Origin of the sequence: Rhodobium gokarnense (assembly GCF_025961475.1) — a bacterium.
In the GTDB taxonomy this organism is placed as follows: Bacteria; Pseudomonadota; Alphaproteobacteria; order Rhizobiales; family Rhodobiaceae; genus Rhodobium; species Rhodobium gokarnense.
Genome location: NZ_JAOQNS010000005.1, coordinates 344644 through 359328, shown reverse-complemented (window position 1 = coordinate 359328; position 14685 = coordinate 344644). Strand labels below are relative to the sequence as shown.

Below are 14685 nucleotides of genomic sequence, written 5' to 3'. Positions count from 1 at the left end.
AGATTAAGGTTTGGTGTGTCCGCGCGTTGAATTCGCGCCCGAGCGCTTACTTTTCCGAGTGGAGCGATCGTTCTGTTCGCGGAAATGCCATCGGGCGCGCTTTCCCCGGCGGCCCAATGCTAAAAAGGACTCTGCAATAGCGCCGTAATACCGGTGCCGCGCGGGCAGCGCCGGTATTCCGGGTCGGGTCGGTCGGACGGCGCGGGAAGGGCCTACTCGGCCGCTTCCTTCTCGTAGCCGAGATTGACGTTGATCTTGTGGATGAGGTCGCTGGCGGCCTCCGCGATCACCGTGCCCGGCGGGAAGATGGCCGCCGCCCCGGCGGCGTAGAGCGCCTCGTAGTCCTGCGGCGGCACAACGCCGCCGACGACGATGAGGATGTCGGGCCGGCCGGCCTCGGCAAGGGCATCGCGCAGCGCCGGGACGAGGGTCAGGTGGCCGGCGGCGAGCGAGGAGACGCCGACCGCGTGGACGTCGTTCTCCACCGCCTGGCGCGCCGCCTCTTCCGGCGTTGCGAACAGCGGGCCGATATCGACGTCGAAGCCGAGGTCGGCGAACGCCGAGGCGATCACCTTCTGGCCGCGGTCGTGGCCGTCCTGGCCCATCTTGGCAACGAGGATGCGCGGCCGGCGGCCGTCATTGGCCTCGAACGCCTCGACCAGCTTCTGCACCGTGTTGACTGCGTCCGACATGGTTCCGACTTCCCGCTTGTAGACGCCCGAGATCGCCTTGATCTCCGCCGTGTGGCGGCCGTAGACCTTCTCAAGCGCCTGGGTGATCTCGCCGACGGTGGCCTTGGCCCGCGCCGCCTTGACCGAAAGGTCGAGGAGGTTGCCGTCGCCGCGCTCCGCCGCCGTTGTCAGGTCCGAGAGGGCTGCTGCGAGCGCCTTGTCGTCGCGTTCCGCGCGCAGCCGCTCAAGCTTCTCGATCTGCGCTCCGCGCACGGCGGAATTGTCGACCTTCAGGACCTCGATCTCGTCCTCGGTGTCGGGCTTGTAGCGGTTGACGCCGACGACGATCTGGTTGCCGGAGTCGATCCGCGCCTGGGTCTTGGCCGCGGCCTCCTCGATGCGCAGCTTCGGCAGGCCCTTCTCGATGGCCTTCGCCATGCCGCCGAGCTCTTCCACCTCGTTGATGTGGGCGAGCGCGCGCATGGCGAGGTCGTGGGTCAGCCGCTCCACATAGTAGGAGCCGCCCCAGGGGTCGATGACCCGGTTGTTGCCGGTCTCCTGGGCAAGGAAGAGCTGGGTGTTGCGGGCGATGCGGGCGGAAAAGTCCGTCGGCAGGGCCAGCGCCTCGTCGAGCGAGTTGGTGTGCAGCGACTGCGTATGCCCTTGGGTCGCCGCCATCGCCTCAACGGCCGTGCGCACGGCGTTGTTGTAGACGTCCTGGGCAGTCAGCGACCAGCCGGAGGTCTGGGAGTGGGTCCTGAGCGACAGCGAGCGCGGGTCCTTCGGGTCGAACGCCTCGCGCATGAGCTTGGCCCACAGCAGGCGGGCGGCGCGCATCTTGGCGACTTCCATGAAGAAGTTCATGCCGATCGCCCAGAAGAAGGAGAGCCGCGGCGCGAACTTGTCGATGTCGAGCCCGGCGGCGACGCCGGCCCGGGCGTATTCGATGCCGTCGGCGAGCGTATAGGCAAGCTCCAGATCCGCCGTCGCTCCCGCCTCCTGCATGTGGTAGCCGGAGATCGAGATCGAATTGTACTTCGGCATGTTCTGGGAGGTGTAAGCGAAGATGTCGGAGATGATCCGCATGGAGGGCAGCGGCGGGTAGATATAGGTGTTGCGGACCATGAACTCCTTGAGGATGTCGTTCTGGATCGTGCCGGAGAGTTTTTCGGGCGCAACGCCCTGTTCTTCCGCGGCAACGATATAGAGCGCCATCACCGGCAGCACAGCGCCGTTCATGGTCATCGACACGCTCATATGGTCGAGCGGGATGCCGGAAAACAGCGTGCGCATGTCGTAGATGGAATCGATCGCGACGCCCGCCATGCCGACGTCGCCGGCGACCCGCGGGTGGTCGGAATCGTAGCCGCGGTGGGTGGCAAGGTCGAAGGCGACCGAAAGGCCCTTCTGGCCGGCGGCAAGGTTGCGCCGGTAGAAGGCGTTGGAGTCCTCGGCCGTCGAAAAGCCCGCATATTGCCGGATCGTCCAGGGCCGCTGGACATACATGGTCGGATAGGGCCCGCGCAGGAACGGCGGCAGCCCCGGCCAGGTATCGGCGAACGAGATGTCGGCGACGTCGTCCGGGCCGTAGACTGGCTTGACCGGGATTTCCTCCGGCGTCTGCCAGGGATCGGGCCCGGCGCCGGCCGGCGCGGCGGCGAAGGAGAACGGCACAGCGGAAAAATCGGGAATTCGGCTCATGGCATTTCTGTCGCCGTTTGCGGCGGTCTCCAGTCCGGTGGGGTGTCGTGGTCGGGGTGCTGGAACGAGGCGATCCGGCGCTTCTGGGCGGCCGGAAGGGACGTCTCCTCGCCGGGCAGGGCGTGAAGGCCGGCGAACCAGGAAAGCCGGCCCTCGATGCCGTACTGGTTTGCAGGCGGCGCCTCTTCAGGTGCGTCGAGGCTGCCGATGGTGACGTCGATCCAGTCGCTGTTGACGTAGTGGAAGGTCAGCGGCGTGCCGCAGTCGCGGCAGAAATGGCGCTCCGCGATGGTCGAGGAGCGGAACGCGCCGGGCGAGCCGCGGGTCCACTGGAAGTCGCCCTTTCGGACAGGCGCCAGCGGTGCGAACGGCCCGCCGACCGCCTTCTGGCACATCCGGCAATGGCAGATATGCACGTCCTCGGGCGGCGCGTAGAGCGCATAGCGGACCGCGCCGCACTGGCAGCCGCCGGTCAGCACCGGGGTCCTGTCCTCGCTCATTGCGCCGTGCCTTTCGCATCGAACGCCCGGTAGGCGTCCTCAAGCTCCTGAACGATATCTGAGCCGGCATAGACGAAGCTGTCGATGCCGGCATTGGTCAGCGCATCTTCCATGCCTTTCGCCTTGCCGGCAAGGCAGACCCGCGTGGCGCCGGCAAACTTCAGCGCGTCGGCCGCGGCGGGCCCGAGTTCGGCATAGAGCTCGTCGGAGGAGGCGATGCAGGCGATCGCCGCGCCGCTCTCCTTGAACGCGGTCTCGATATCGGCCGGGTCGTCGAAGCCGTCATTGACGGTGGTCTCAAAACCGCCTGCCTCAAAGACGTTCTTCACCCAGCTCGAGCGCGTCGTGAAGTCGGCGATCTTGCCGAGATTGGCGAGGAACACCTTCGGCCGCGACCCGGTCTTTGCTTCGATGGCGTCGCCGCGGTCGCGCAGCGCCTCGAACGGTTCGGCCAGCCGCATCGGCTTCAGCGCCTCGATCTTCAGCGCGGAATCCTCGCCGGAGACGGGCAGCGGCCGGGCCGGCACCGCCAGCACCCTGACCTTCTTTTCCGACACGTTGGGGAATTCGCTGGTGCCGGTGATCGGCCGCTTGCGGCTCTCGATCGCCTTTTGGCGCAGCGAATTCGCCTCCCGGACCTGCTTCTGCGGCAGGCCGGCCGTCAGCGCTGCGACGATGCCGCCGGCCGCCTCGATCTCCTGGAACAGCGCCCAGGCCTTCGTCGCGAGTTCGGCCGTCAGCGTCTCCACATAGCCGGAGCCGGCGCCCGGGTCCGTCACCTTGTAGAGGTTGGATTCGTCGAGGAGCACGTTCTGGGTGTTGCGCGCCACCCGGCGGGCAAAGCCGTCGGCAAGGCCGAGGGTCGCGGTGAAGGGCAGCACCGTGACGCTGTCGGCGCCGCCGACGCCGGCGGCAAAGGTGGCAACGGTGGAGCGCAGCATGTTCACCCAGGGATCGCGTTCCGTCATCATCCGCCAGGAGGTCTCGGCATGGACCCGCATCGGCACCGCATCGAGGCCGCAGGCCGTCGTCACACTCCGCCAGAGCGCCCTCAGGGCGCGCAGCTTGGCGATGCCGAGGAACTGGTCGGCGTCGACGGCAACCGTGAAGCCGATCTCGCCGGCGGCATCGGCAAGGTCGACGCCGGAGGCCTCCAGCATCTTCAGATAGGCAACGCCGGTGGCGATGACCGCGGCAAGCTCAAGGGCCTCGGTGGCGCCGGCGTTGTGATAGGGCCGCCCGTCGGCAGTAAGGAACGGGCCCGCGAAGCCCGCCTCGCGCAGCCTGGAAATGGTGTTGGCCGTATGGGTCTGCAGGGCGTCCCACGGCTCCGGCAAGCCGCCGCTGACGGCAAGGGCGCCGACCGGATCGAGGCCGAAATCGACGTCGAGTTCGCCCGGTGCGACACCGAGCTTTGCCGCCGCCTCGGCCATCGCCGGGGCCAGCCGCGCGCCGTGCGGGCCGGGCGAGAGCTTCAGGCGGATGCCGTGCAGGTAGACGTCCTTGAAGACGGCGGCGAGGTCGTCGGCGCCAAGGGCGGTGAGCCCGTAGCCATAGGCGTTGGGGCTTCCTGCCGCGACCAGTTCCAGGGCGTCGGCGCCACCGGCGAGATCGGCCAGCGCCAGGCCGTTGGCGTCGGCCGCATCGGGGTGGTCGATGCGCTGCATGACCTTCCAGCGGGCGCCGGCCGGCCGGGCCGCCTGTGCGGTGCCGTCGGCAATACGCCGGTAGAGCGGATCGATGGCGATGCCGTCCTCGGTCCTTGAGGAAAGCCGGTCCGGCGAGGCGCCCTTCAGCGCCTTTTCGACCGCGGCCCGCCATGCCTCCTCGCTGAGGTCTGCGGTCGGCTGGAACAGGTCGGGCGCGAATGAGGTCATGGAAACCAATTCCTTCTCAGCGGCCCCCGTCAAACGGGGCTCTCAACTCCAACGGACGGCGCGGTTCGGCCTTGCGAAGTTCTTAGGAGAAGCGGCAAGACCCCGCAAGTTAGGCAAAAGGCGGGCGGGCAACGTTACGATCCGCAAACCACGTTCCGGCTCGGTCGCTTTTTTTGCCATTTTTCAATGACTATCAACTTTGAGGAAGTGGCATATACGCAATCTGACTGACAGAATGTCGATATTGAAGCAACTTGCCGGCGAAAAGGGGCCGCTTCTGCAAGGAAGTGTGCCGGCTAAAAATGACACTGGACGATATCAACCATCGGGTGGCGTCCATCCGTGACGCGACCGATCCAGCCACCGTGTTCGATGCCTTGGGCGATGCGGTCCGCGCGCTTGGAGGATCGCGGATGTTCCTGACCGGGCTGCCGATGCCCGGGCGAACCCTGGAAATGCTGATCCTTTATTCCGATTGGCCCGGCCTTACCGAGCCGGCGATGCCGCTTCCCCAGGTGCGCCCGGACGACCCGGCACTGGAGCTGGCGCTGATCGCCCACTGGCCCTTCGTCATCGCCCCCGAGCTTGCCTGTTACGAGGAGCTGAAAGGGAGCCGCTTCTGTCAGGCGGAATCTCCCGAAGGTGCTGTAATCGTTGTTCCTTTCCAGTCCCATAATCCCTATCAGGGAGTCCTCATCGTGGGCGGTCTCGACCACCGTCCGGGCGGTCCGGAACTTGGCGCCGTGAACGACCTGGCGATGGCCGCCTTTAGCCGGCTTCTGGGCATGGACGAAATGATGGCGGAGCGGGCCGGCGGCCTGTCGCCGCGGGAACGGCGCGTGGTGGAGCTGACCGCCTTCGGCAAGACCGCCAGCGAGATCGCCGAGATGCTGCAGATCTCGCACCGCACGGTGCATGCCCACCTGCAGAATGCGTCCGGCAAGCTGGACGCCCGCAACAAGACCCAGACCGTGGTCGAGGCGATCCGCTACGGCCAGATTTCGCTCGCCGCGTCGCTGGTCAAGACGCCTCCGAGAACCGGCTTCCAGTACAGCTAGTCCGTCCTGCGGACATGCCACGCGACATCGGGTGCGGCGATGATTACCGCCCCCATGGGTCAATTATGCATACTTTTGGTTGTAGACGCCGTATGCGGGAGGCCGACTCGGCCTCGCTCCAGGCGGGAATCGGCAAAAAAATCGGCGCCGGATAGCGCCGGCCACAGGTCCGGCCGGGAGCGCACGCGCAAGGCGGCCGCACACCGGCAGGGGGGACCGCGGCGCAGTCCCCGCCCAATCAGCCGGTCGCTGTCGGAAATGAGACGGTTCAGTACGTCATCATCGGATCGAGGGTCTTTGCTTCCTCGATCCATTTGGTGACGTTCTTTTCGCTCGGCAGCAGGCGCACGAGCTTCTTCGTTGCATTCACCTCGGCCATCTTGGCGGTGAGGTTGGCGGCGTTGCGGTGCTTCAGTTCCTTCACCGTGTCGACGCCGGCCGCTTCCAGGAGTTCGGAATATTCTTCCGCAACGCCCTTGATGCGCATGAGGTCGGCCATGTTGGCCCATTTCAGGATCAGGGTCTCGTCGATGCCGCTGTCCTCGGCGAGCTGCTTGCGGCCTTTCGGATCCTTGGCGCGATCGAGCAGCTTGCCGGTGGTGCGGATGCCCACCGCCTTCAGCTTCTCAGCGTATTTCGGACCGATTCCCTCAATATCCAGAATTGGATAGGACGACATTGACCTTCTACCTCCACGCTGCTGTATCACCCCGCCACCGCGGCGGGACCCCCGGGAACGAACCGTCTTGCGTTCGACTGTGTCCGTTCAATGTCTTTCGTTCTCGTGCACGCCCATGTCGCACAGCCGGTAGCGGGCCCGGGACGGCGTGCCTTAAATCGCGATCTGGCTGAGGCCAGGGATCGACGAGATCGCCGCGTCGACCTGTTGCGGATCGGTCTTTTCCTTGGCGAAGTCGACGATCTCGTGGGCGGTTCCCTTGACCTGGTCGATGTCGAGCCCGGCGCTGGTGAGCTGGTTCAGCGCGGCCATCGCCCCCATGGCGCCGCCGAGGCCGCCGAGCATGTTGCCGAGCCCCCCGAAAAGCCCGCTTTTCTGCTCCTCTTCCGGCGCCTGGTCGGCAAGGAATTCCCGCGAGCCCGGAATGGCGTTGATCAGCGGCGCCACCTTTTCGGTGTCTCCGTCTTTCTCGATGAATCTGAGGATGATGGCGACGGCCTGGCGGGCCGTTGCCTCGTCGATGCCGACTTTTGCGACGATGCGAGCGATCAGCTCGTCCATTGGCGGGCGCTCCTTGTCCGGCGAGTGGCCGACACTGTGACACCAGCAAACCGTCAAAAACAAGCGCAGCGGCGCGTTTTTGGCGGTGCCGTGTTACTGAAGTCACGTATACAATCCGGTTTCCATATTCCTTGTTCCATTTCGGGATCGTCGGTTTTGTTGTCGCCCGGCGAACGGGCTCCTATAAGGGACGATCCCCACCGGAGACCTGCCAATGCTCAGCGACACCGCGGTCTATCTCGGAACCAGCGTCAAGCCGGAATACATCGCGCTTCGATACGCCAACCGCCACGGCCTCGTCACCGGCGCCACCGGCACCGGCAAGACCGTTTCCCTGCAGATCCTCGCCGAAGGGTTCTGCGCGGCCGGCGTGCCGGTGTTTTGCGCCGACATCAAGGGCGACCTCTCCGGCATCGCGGTCGCCGGGACCGAAAAGGATTTCCTGAAGAAGCGCGCCGAGACCATCGGCTTTGCCGACTATCGCTATGAGGCGTTCCCCACGGTGTTCTGGGACCTCTTCGGCGAAAAGGGCCATCCGATCCGCACCACGGTGTCGGAGATGGGGCCGCTGCTGCTGTCGCGCCTCCTGGAACTCACCGACGTGCAGGAGGGCGTCCTCAACATCGCCTTCGCGCTCGCCGACGACGAGCGGCTGCTGCTGCTCGACCTGAAGGATCTGCGCTCGCTGCTGACCCATCTCGACGAGCGCCGCAAGGAGATTTCCGTCCGCTACGGCCACGTCTCGACCGCCTCGCTCGGCGCCATCCAGCGCCGGCTCTTGGTGCTGGAAGAGCAGGGCGGCGAGGCCTTCTTCGGCGAGCCGGCGCTCAGCATCGCCGACCTCATGCGCACCGACGGGACGGGCCGGGGCACGATCAACGTGCTTGCGGCCGACCGGCTGATGGCGAGCCCGCGGCTCTATGCGACCTTTCTTCTCTGGCTGTTGTCGGAGCTGTTCGAGGAACTGCCGGAGGTCGGCGACCCGGCAAAGCCGAAGCTCGTCTTCTTCTTCGACGAGGCGCACCTGCTCTTCGACGAGGCGCCGAAGGCGCTCCTCGACAAGGTCGAGCAGGTGGTGCGATTGATCCGCTCCAAGGGCGTCGGCGTCTTTTTCGTCACCCAGAACCCGCTCGACGTGCCCGACGAGGTGCTCGGCCAGCTCGGCAACCGGGTCCAGCACGCCCTTCGCGCCTATACCCCGCGCGACCAGCGCGCTGTGCGCGCCGCGGCGGAAACCTTCCGGCCCAATCCCGACCTCGACACGGAGCGGGTCATCACCGAACTCGGCGTCGGCGAGGCGCTAGTCTCGACGCTTGAGGAAAAGGGTGTGCCCTCCGTCGTCCAGCAGACGCTGATCCGCCCGCCGTCCTCCCGGCTCGGACCGCTCACCGACGCCGAGCGCGAAGAGCTGATCGCAAGGAGCCCGCTCCTTGGCCGCTACGACGAGGCCATCGACCGCAACTCGGCCTATGAGGTCCTGCAGAAAAAGGCCGAGGAAAAGGCGCGCCAGGAGGAGGAGCAGCGGCGCGAGGAGGAGGATGCCAAGGAACTGGAGCGCATCCGCCGGGAATACGGCTCGGCAAAGCGCACCCGTTCCAGCCGGTCCCGCCGCACATCGCGCAGCGACTCCCTGACCGAGATGGCCGTCAAATCGGTCGTCGACGGCGTGACCGACGCGCTTCGAAAACGCGTCGACCGCTTGCCGGACACGATCGGCCGCGACATCTTCCGCGGTATCCTCGGCAGCCTGAAGCGCGGCTTCTGACGCCGCGCCCTGGCGCCCACTATTTCCCTCGCGCCGGCCCTTTTCCGCCGGCCGCATGATTCCGGAGCCCCGTTTCCATGTCCCTCAACGCCGTTCTTTCCCGCATCGATGCCAATCTCAATGACAGCCTGGACCGGCTGTTCGAGCTGATCCGGATCAAGTCGATCTCCACCGATGCGGCCTATGACGCCGACTGCCGGGCCGCCGCCGACTGGTGCGCCGCCGAGCTGAGCGCCATCGGCATCGCCGCCGAGCCGCGCAAGACCATCGGCAAGCCGATGGTCGTCGGCCATCGCAAGGACGACGGCGCCAAGGGCCCGCACGTCCTCTTCTACGGCCATTATGACGTCCAGCCGGTCGACCCCGTGGAGCTGTGGAACACCGATCCCTTCGAACCGCAGCTCGTCGCCCGCGACGACGGCTCCCGGATGATCGTTGCCCGCGGCTCTGCCGACGACAAGGGCCAGCTCATGACCTTCGTCGAGGCCGCCCGCGCCTGGATCGAGGAGACCGGATCGCTGCCGATCCCGGTCACCGTGATGCTGGAAGGCGAGGAGGAGTCCGGCAGCAAGTCCGTCGCGCCGTTCCTTGCCGAGAACACGGAGGAACTGAAGGCCGACCTCGCGCTCATTTGCGATACCTCCATGTGGGACCGCGAAACGCCGGCGATCTCTACCATGCTGCGCGGCCTCACCAGCGACGAGGTGACGATCAAGGCGGCCAATATGGACCTCCATTCCGGCATGTTCGGCTCGGCCGCCCGCAACCCGATCCATGTGCTCACGAAAATCCTCGCCGGCCTCCACGACGACAACGGCCGGGTGACCCTGCCGGGCTTTTACGAGGGTGTCCCGGAGCTTCCCGACGACATCAGCGCGATGTGGGACGATCTCGGCTTCGACGGTGCGGCCTTTTTGAAGGAGATCGGCCTGTCGGTCCCGGCCGGCGAGAAGGATCGCAGCGTGCTGGAGCAGATCTGGTCGCGGCCGACCTGCGAGGTCAACGGCATCACCGGCGGCTACACCGGCGATGGCTTCAAGACGGTGATCCCGGCCGAGGCCTCGGCCAAGGTCTCGTTCCGCCTCGTCGGCGACCAGGACCCGCAGGCGATCCGCGCCGCCTTCCGCAAATATGTCGAGGAGAATCTGCCCGAGGACTGCTCGGCCGAATTCCACGCCCACGGCTCCGGCGCTGCGGTGACCATCCCCTTCGACGATCCGTTCCTTGCCAAGGGCAAGAAGGCACTGGAGGAGGAATGGGCGAAGCCGGCAGCGCTCATCGCCATGGGCGGCTCGATCCCGATCGCCACCGACTTCCAGAAGACGCTCGGCATGCAGTCGCTGATGATCGGCTTCGGCCTCGACGACGACCGCATCCACTCGCCGAACGAGAAATACGAGCTGACGAGCTTCCACAAGGGCATCCGCTCCTGGGCCCGCCTCATCGGCGAGCTTGCCGAGACGGCCTGACGCAGAAGGGAACTCAGCCGACGTGGGGCAGGCCCGACAGGTCCTGCAAGACGGCGGCCGGCGGCAGGTCGGAATATTCGTCCGGCACGCCGGCCCGGTTGATCCACACGGTCCGGAACCCGAAGGCGGTGGCACCGGCAACGTCCCAGCGGTTTGACGACTGGAACGACACGGCCTCCGGAAACACCCGGAACTGTGTCGTCACCATGTCGTAGACCCGCGGGTCGGTCTTGTAGGCGCGGATCTCGTCGATGGAGAGGACGGCGTCCAGATAGTCGGCGATGCAGGCCGAGCGAACGGCGGAGTCCAGCATCTCCGGCGAGCCGTTGGAAAGGATCGCCAGCCGGCAGCCGGCCTCCTTCAGGCCCTTCAGCACCTCAGGCACTTCCGGGTAGGCGTCGAGCTCGCGATAGGCATCGAGCAGCATCGGCTTGACGGACGTGTCGGCGCTCGGCACGGCCCGGAACGCGTAGTCGAGCGCCTGCTCCGTCAAGCTCCAGAAGTCCTGGTAGCGGCCCATCAGCGAGCGCACCCAGGAATATTCGAGCTGCTTGGCGCGCCAGATCTCCGACAGCTTCTGGCCGTCGGGCCCGACCGCCTCGGCGTGCCGGCGCACCGCCGCATGGACGTCGAAGAGCGTGCCGTAGGCATCGAAGACAAAGACGGAATGCGACATGGCGGACGGTCCTGCGGTTGGGCTGTGGCGCGCGTTCGTAACGGGCGCCAAGGGAACCGGGCCGCGCCGCCGCCGTCAAGCGTCTTTCGGCGGCGGCAGTTGCAACATTCCGGCATCGTCCATCGGGAAGTCGGGCACGAAGGCGATCTCCAGGAAATGCCCGCCGGGAATCCGGACGTAGGACGAATAGCCGCCCCAGAACACCTTCTGCGGTGGTTTGACCGGGCGCGCGCCGGCCGAAACCGCGCGGGCATAGGCCGCATCGACCTCCGCCTCGCTGCGCCCGTTCCAGGCGATGGTGACGCCGTCGCGCCCGGCCGGGCCGATGTCCGCGCCCACATCCTCGGCAAGGGCGGTGCGGCCGAAAAGCGCCAGAACGGTGCCGGGAAGGCCAAAGAAGACGATTTCCGGGCTCTCGAATCCCGAGGGTTTCCAGCCGAGCCCGTCGGCGAAGAACCGCTTCGTCTCGGCAATGTCGTCGACGCCGAGCGTGATCAGGTTGAGACGCTGTTCCATGTTCTCCTCCACCCGCCCGGCAATGGTTACCGCGACCGAACAGACAAGAACATAACAGGAACAAATTCGCAAGCCGCGACCAAATGCTTTTTTGTCGCCGCGGGTGTTGACGGCATCCCCGCCGCGTCGTTCGATCACACGGGGTTTATCGGAGGAGACGACATGGCGGATTGGTCGCAGACCTGGACCTGGATCGACGGCGGCTGGATCGAGGGCAACCCGCCCATCATCGGGCCGCGCACCCACGCCGCCTGGCTCGGCTCGACCGTCTTTGACGGCGCGCGGGTGTTCGAGGGCGTTGCGCCCGATCTCGACCTGCATTGCGCCCGCCTCAACGACTCCGCCGTCGCCCTCGGCCTGAAGCCGGTCATGGAGGTCGGCGAGATGGTGGAGCTGACCCTTGAGGGGGCCGAGAAATTCGCCCCCGAGGCCGCGATCTATGTGCGCCCGACCTATTGGGCCGAGCGCGGCGGGGCTTTCGTCGTCGCCGCCGATCCGGACTCGACGCGCTTCTGCCTCTGCCTTTTCGAGGTGCCGATGCCGCCGGAGGGCAAGACCACGACGGTGACGAAAACGAGCTTCCGCCGCCCGACCATCGAGACCATGCCGGTCAACGCCAAGGCCGCCTGCCTCTACCCCAACAATGCCCGCATGCTGAACGAGGCCCACGCCAAGGGCTTCGACAACGCGCTGGCGCTCGACATGCTCGGCAATGTCGCGGAACTTGCCACCGCCAACGTCTTCATGGTCAAGGACGGCGTCGCGCTGACCCCGGTGCCGAACGGCACCTTCCTCAATGGCATCACCCGGCAGCGCATCATCGCCCTCCTCAGGGGTGCCGGTGTCACCGTCGCCGAGACGACGCTGACCTATGACGATTTCCTCGGCGCGGATGAAATCTTCTCAACAGGGAACATTTCCAAGGTCGTGCCCGTTTCGCGTATCGATGAGAGGGAATTGCAGCCCGGACCGATCGCCAAGATGGCCCGCGACCTCTACTGGGAATTCGCCCACGCGGGCGGATGAACCGGAGGCGGCGGGCCGGCCGCGGCGAGGGGCAAAAACTCCGTGGTAATCCGATCCGGAGATTGCCTTAGGCCCTGATGCGACCTATTTACACAGGTGTCCCTTTCAAGCCGGCGTCCCGCCGGCATTTGACTTCTTTACACGCATTCAAGGAGGCCCAAATGGCTTTTGAACTGGCCGATCTGCCTTACGCATACGATGCGCTGGCGCCGTATATGTCCGCCGAGACGCTCGAATATCACCACGACAAGCACCACCAGACCTATGTCACCAAGGGCAACGACCTGGTGAAGGGTACCGAATTCGAAGGCAAGAGCATCGAAGAGGTCGTCAAGGGCTCCTTCGGCAAGGATGCCGGCATCTTCAACAACGTCGCCCAGCACTACAACCACACCCATTTCTGGAAGTGGATGAAGGCCGGCGGCGGCGGCAAGAGCCTGCCGGAGAAGCTCGCCAAGGCGATTGAGTCCGACCTCGGCGGCTACGACAAGTTCCGCGAGGACTTCATTGCCGCGGGCGCGGCGCAGTTCGGCTCCGGCTGGGCCTGGGTCGCCGTCAAGGACGGCAAGCTTGAGATCATGAAGACGCCGAACGGCGAGAACCCGCTGGTGCATGGCGGCACGCCGATCCTCGGCGTCGATGTCTGGGAGCATTCCTACTACATCGACTACCGCAACAAGCGCCCGGACTACCTCGCCGCCTTCGTCGACAGCCTCATCAACTGGGAATATGTCGAGGAACTCTACGAGGCCGCGAGCTAGAGCGTATTCCCGAAAAGTGGAAACCGGTTTTCGGATAAGAGTACGCATCAAAACAACCAGCTAGAGCGTTTCGGGCGATTCCATAATCGCATGAAATGCTCTAAGCCTCGGCGAGCGATTTCTTTCGAGACGAAAAACGGCGGAGCGATCCGCCGTTTTTTTGTGCCTGAGTGTTCAGAAAAAGAGCGCGATCAGTCGCGATAGCCGGGCGTGCAGCTCTGCACCCGGATGACGCCGTTGACCTCGCCCTGCCAGATGGCGAGCCAGGCGCGGCATTCGGTGTGGCTGGCAAAGCAGGCGACGTCGGAAAGCTGCCGCGCCGGCTCGTCGGCGAGCGTTCCGGCAAAGCGCCCGGTCCAGACCCGGTCGGCGCCGTATTTCGGCACCGCGATGCGGCAGTCATAGGCGGTGCCATAGGCATAGGGCGGCGCCTCGAAGGGCTGCAGCGGAATATCGCCGTCGAAGGAAAACAGCCCGAAGGCAAGGCCGAAGCCGGCAAGGACGGTGTGAATCATGGGCGCCTCTTGGAGTTTGGCCAAGGGTAGCGTGGATCGGACCCCGACGGAACCACGCCCCGGTGGCGGTTTTGCGGCGGCGCGGGTCCGCGATCGGATCGACAGCTATTGCGTTCGGCCCCGTCCGGGTGCCAAAGATCGGCCATGAGTGAAGCGATGCAACCGGGCGACGACTGGGTCGCCGCCTTTCCGGCCCTGGCGCGCCTCGACGCGCCGGCCCGGGCCGCCCTTCTGGCTGCCGGCCAGCGCATGACGCTGCCGCCGGGGGCGGAAGTCTTCGCGCCCGGCGATCCCTGCCGCGCCTGGCTGCTGGTGGAATCGGGCTCCGTGCGCGTCCAGATGACGTCCGATACCGGCCGCGAGGTAGTGCTCTACCGGGTCGGCCCGACCGAGAACTGCATCCTGACGACCGCCTGCCTGCTCGGCGAGGAGCTCTATTCGGCAACCGGTATCGTCGAGACGGAAACGGTCGGCATCGCCGTCGGCGTCGGCGCCTTTCGGCGCCTGCTGGAGGAGTCCGCCGGCTTCCGCGACCTCGTCTTTGCCGGCTTCGGCCGCCGCTTCACTGACATCCTGATGCGTCTCGAGGACGTCGCCTTCCACCGCCTCGACATCCGCCTTGCCCGCCTGCTGTTGGAGCGAGGCGGCAGCGGGGCCTTCGATGCGACGCACCAGGACATCGCCGTGGAGCTCGGCTCGGTCCGCGAAGTGGTCAGCCGCCAGCTCAAGGCCTTCGAGCGCGACGGGCTCATCCGCCTCGACCGCGGCCGCATCGAAATCCGCGACCGGGCCGGCCTCCAGCGGATTGCCGCAGCCGGCTGATTTCGGTCCGACGAATCCCCATTTCTCCGTTCGGTGACAAAGTCACGGAAGCCGACCGTGCGTTGCGCTAACGTGGCCTCAGCGTTTC

14 protein-coding genes are annotated in these 14685 nt (G+C 66.0%); 6 read left to right on the top strand and 8 right to left on the bottom strand.

The window, feature by feature from the left end:
• Positions 1-212 precede the first annotated feature (212 nt).
• From scpA to M2319_RS11345, 3 genes are read right to left on the bottom strand one after another with little or no spacing between them, the layout of a single operon-like run.
• The gene (gene scpA, locus M2319_RS11355; protein WP_264601566.1) at positions 213-2372 is read right to left on the bottom strand and encodes a methylmalonyl-CoA mutase; all 2160 of its coding nucleotides are present in this window, start codon (positions 2370-2372) and stop codon (positions 213-215) included.
• On the bottom strand, positions 2369-2872 hold the full coding sequence (locus M2319_RS11350; protein ID WP_264601565.1) for a GFA family protein: 504 nt from the start codon (positions 2870-2872) through the stop codon (positions 2369-2371). The genes scpA and M2319_RS11350 overlap by 4 nt, the downstream gene beginning before the upstream one ends.
• Positions 2869-4749 carry a methylmalonyl-CoA mutase subunit beta gene (locus M2319_RS11345; protein WP_264601564.1) on the bottom strand — a complete coding sequence of 627 codons (1881 nt, stop codon included), beginning with the start codon at positions 4747-4749 and terminating at the stop codon, positions 2869-2871. Before M2319_RS11345 ends, M2319_RS11350 begins: the two co-directional genes overlap by 4 nt.
• Positions 4750-5051: 302 nt before the next feature.
• On the opposite strand from M2319_RS11345, the gene M2319_RS11340 reads away from it, so the two are divergent.
• Positions 5052-5807, top strand: coding sequence for a response regulator transcription factor (locus tag M2319_RS11340; RefSeq protein WP_264601563.1), 756 nt, complete (start codon positions 5052-5054; stop codon positions 5805-5807).
• Positions 5808-6075: 268 nt separating this feature from the next.
• Here the strand turns inward: M2319_RS11340 and M2319_RS11335 are convergent, their stop codons facing one another.
• Both M2319_RS11335 and M2319_RS11330 read right to left on the bottom strand, forming a co-directional pair.
• Entirely contained in the window at positions 6076-6486 is a 411-nt protein-coding gene (locus M2319_RS11335) for a DUF4332 domain-containing protein (protein ID WP_264601562.1), read from the bottom strand.
• A gap of 153 nt (positions 6487-6639) precedes the next feature.
• On the bottom strand, positions 6640-7047 hold the full coding sequence (locus M2319_RS11330; RefSeq protein ID WP_264601561.1) for a DUF2267 domain-containing protein: 408 nt from the start codon (positions 7045-7047) through the stop codon (positions 6640-6642).
• A 214-nt stretch (positions 7048-7261) separates the two neighbouring features.
• On the opposite strand from M2319_RS11330, the gene M2319_RS11325 reads away from it, so the two are divergent.
• Both M2319_RS11325 and M2319_RS11320 read left to right on the top strand, forming a co-directional pair.
• The gene (locus M2319_RS11325; RefSeq protein ID WP_264601560.1) at positions 7262-8812 is read left to right on the top strand and encodes a DUF853 domain-containing protein; all 1551 of its coding nucleotides are present in this window, start codon (positions 7262-7264) and stop codon (positions 8810-8812) included.
• Positions 8813-8889: 77 nt separating this feature from the next.
• The gene (locus M2319_RS11320) at positions 8890-10281 is read left to right on the top strand and encodes a M20/M25/M40 family metallo-hydrolase (protein WP_264601559.1); all 1392 of its coding nucleotides are present in this window, start codon (positions 8890-8892) and stop codon (positions 10279-10281) included.
• Positions 10282-10294: 13 nt separating this feature from the next.
• Here M2319_RS11320 and M2319_RS11315 read toward each other — a convergent pair whose 3' ends face one another.
• Both M2319_RS11315 and M2319_RS11310 read right to left on the bottom strand, forming a co-directional pair.
• Complete coding sequence (locus M2319_RS11315; RefSeq protein WP_264601558.1) at positions 10295-10957, bottom strand: haloacid dehalogenase type II; 663 nt, start codon at positions 10955-10957, stop codon at positions 10295-10297.
• Between the two features lie 75 nt (positions 10958-11032).
• Positions 11033-11473 (bottom strand): VOC family protein, encoded by a 441-nt coding sequence (locus tag M2319_RS11310; protein WP_264601557.1) that lies wholly within the window; start codon positions 11471-11473, stop codon positions 11033-11035.
• A gap of 162 nt (positions 11474-11635) precedes the next feature.
• Here M2319_RS11310 and M2319_RS11305 point away from each other — a divergent pair, with 162 nt between their 5' ends.
• A complete protein-coding gene (locus M2319_RS11305) occupies positions 11636-12499 on the top strand; it encodes a branched-chain amino acid aminotransferase (protein WP_264601556.1) in 864 nt (287 codons plus the stop codon).
• Between the two features lie 161 nt (positions 12500-12660).
• Positions 12661-13260: a superoxide dismutase gene (locus M2319_RS11300; RefSeq protein WP_264601555.1), complete on the top strand. Its 600-nt coding sequence runs from the start codon at positions 12661-12663 to the stop codon at positions 13258-13260.
• A 191-nt stretch (positions 13261-13451) separates the two neighbouring features.
• On the opposite strand, the gene M2319_RS11295 is transcribed toward M2319_RS11300, so the two are convergent.
• Entirely contained in the window at positions 13452-13775 is a 324-nt protein-coding gene (locus M2319_RS11295) for a hypothetical protein (RefSeq protein WP_264601554.1), read from the bottom strand.
• A 144-nt stretch (positions 13776-13919) separates the two neighbouring features.
• Between M2319_RS11295 and M2319_RS11290 the strand changes: the two genes are divergently transcribed.
• Positions 13920-14597 carry a Crp/Fnr family transcriptional regulator gene (locus tag M2319_RS11290; RefSeq protein WP_264601553.1) on the top strand — a complete coding sequence of 226 codons (678 nt, stop codon included), beginning with the start codon at positions 13920-13922 and terminating at the stop codon, positions 14595-14597.
• Positions 14598-14685: the final 88 nt, after the last annotated feature.

Excerpts from the sequence above, each read along its gene's own strand:
- M2319_RS11310 (WP_264601557.1), bottom strand. The coding sequence starts at position 11,473 with ATGGAACAGCGTCTCAACCTGATCACGCTCGGCGTCGACGACATTGCC.
- M2319_RS11335 (WP_264601562.1), bottom strand. The coding sequence starts at position 6,486 with ATGTCGTCCTATCCAATTCTGGATATTGAGGGAATCGGTCCGAAATAC.
- M2319_RS11330 (WP_264601561.1), bottom strand. The coding sequence starts at position 7,047 with ATGGACGAGCTGATCGCTCGCATCGTCGCAAAAGTCGGCATCGACGAG.
- M2319_RS11345 (WP_264601564.1), bottom strand. The coding sequence starts at position 4,749 with ATGACCTCATTCGCGCCCGACCTGTTCCAGCCGACCGCAGACCTCAGC.
- M2319_RS11320 (WP_264601559.1), top strand. The coding sequence starts at position 8,890 with ATGTCCCTCAACGCCGTTCTTTCCCGCATCGATGCCAATCTCAATGAC.
- M2319_RS11350 (WP_264601565.1), bottom strand. The coding sequence starts at position 2,872 with ATGAGCGAGGACAGGACCCCGGTGCTGACCGGCGGCTGCCAGTGCGGC.
- M2319_RS11290 (WP_264601553.1), top strand. The coding sequence starts at position 13,920 with ATGAGTGAAGCGATGCAACCGGGCGACGACTGGGTCGCCGCCTTTCCG.
- M2319_RS11340 (WP_264601563.1), top strand. The coding sequence starts at position 5,052 with ATGACACTGGACGATATCAACCATCGGGTGGCGTCCATCCGTGACGCG.
- M2319_RS11305 (WP_264601556.1), top strand. The coding sequence starts at position 11,636 with ATGGCGGATTGGTCGCAGACCTGGACCTGGATCGACGGCGGCTGGATC.
- scpA (WP_264601566.1), bottom strand. The coding sequence starts at position 2,372 with ATGAGCCGAATTCCCGATTTTTCCGCTGTGCCGTTCTCCTTCGCCGCC.
- M2319_RS11295 (WP_264601554.1), bottom strand. The coding sequence starts at position 13,775 with ATGATTCACACCGTCCTTGCCGGCTTCGGCCTTGCCTTCGGGCTGTTT.
- M2319_RS11300 (WP_264601555.1), top strand. The coding sequence starts at position 12,661 with ATGGCTTTTGAACTGGCCGATCTGCCTTACGCATACGATGCGCTGGCG.
- M2319_RS11315 (WP_264601558.1), bottom strand. The coding sequence starts at position 10,957 with ATGTCGCATTCCGTCTTTGTCTTCGATGCCTACGGCACGCTCTTCGAC.
- M2319_RS11325 (WP_264601560.1), top strand. The coding sequence starts at position 7,262 with ATGCTCAGCGACACCGCGGTCTATCTCGGAACCAGCGTCAAGCCGGAA.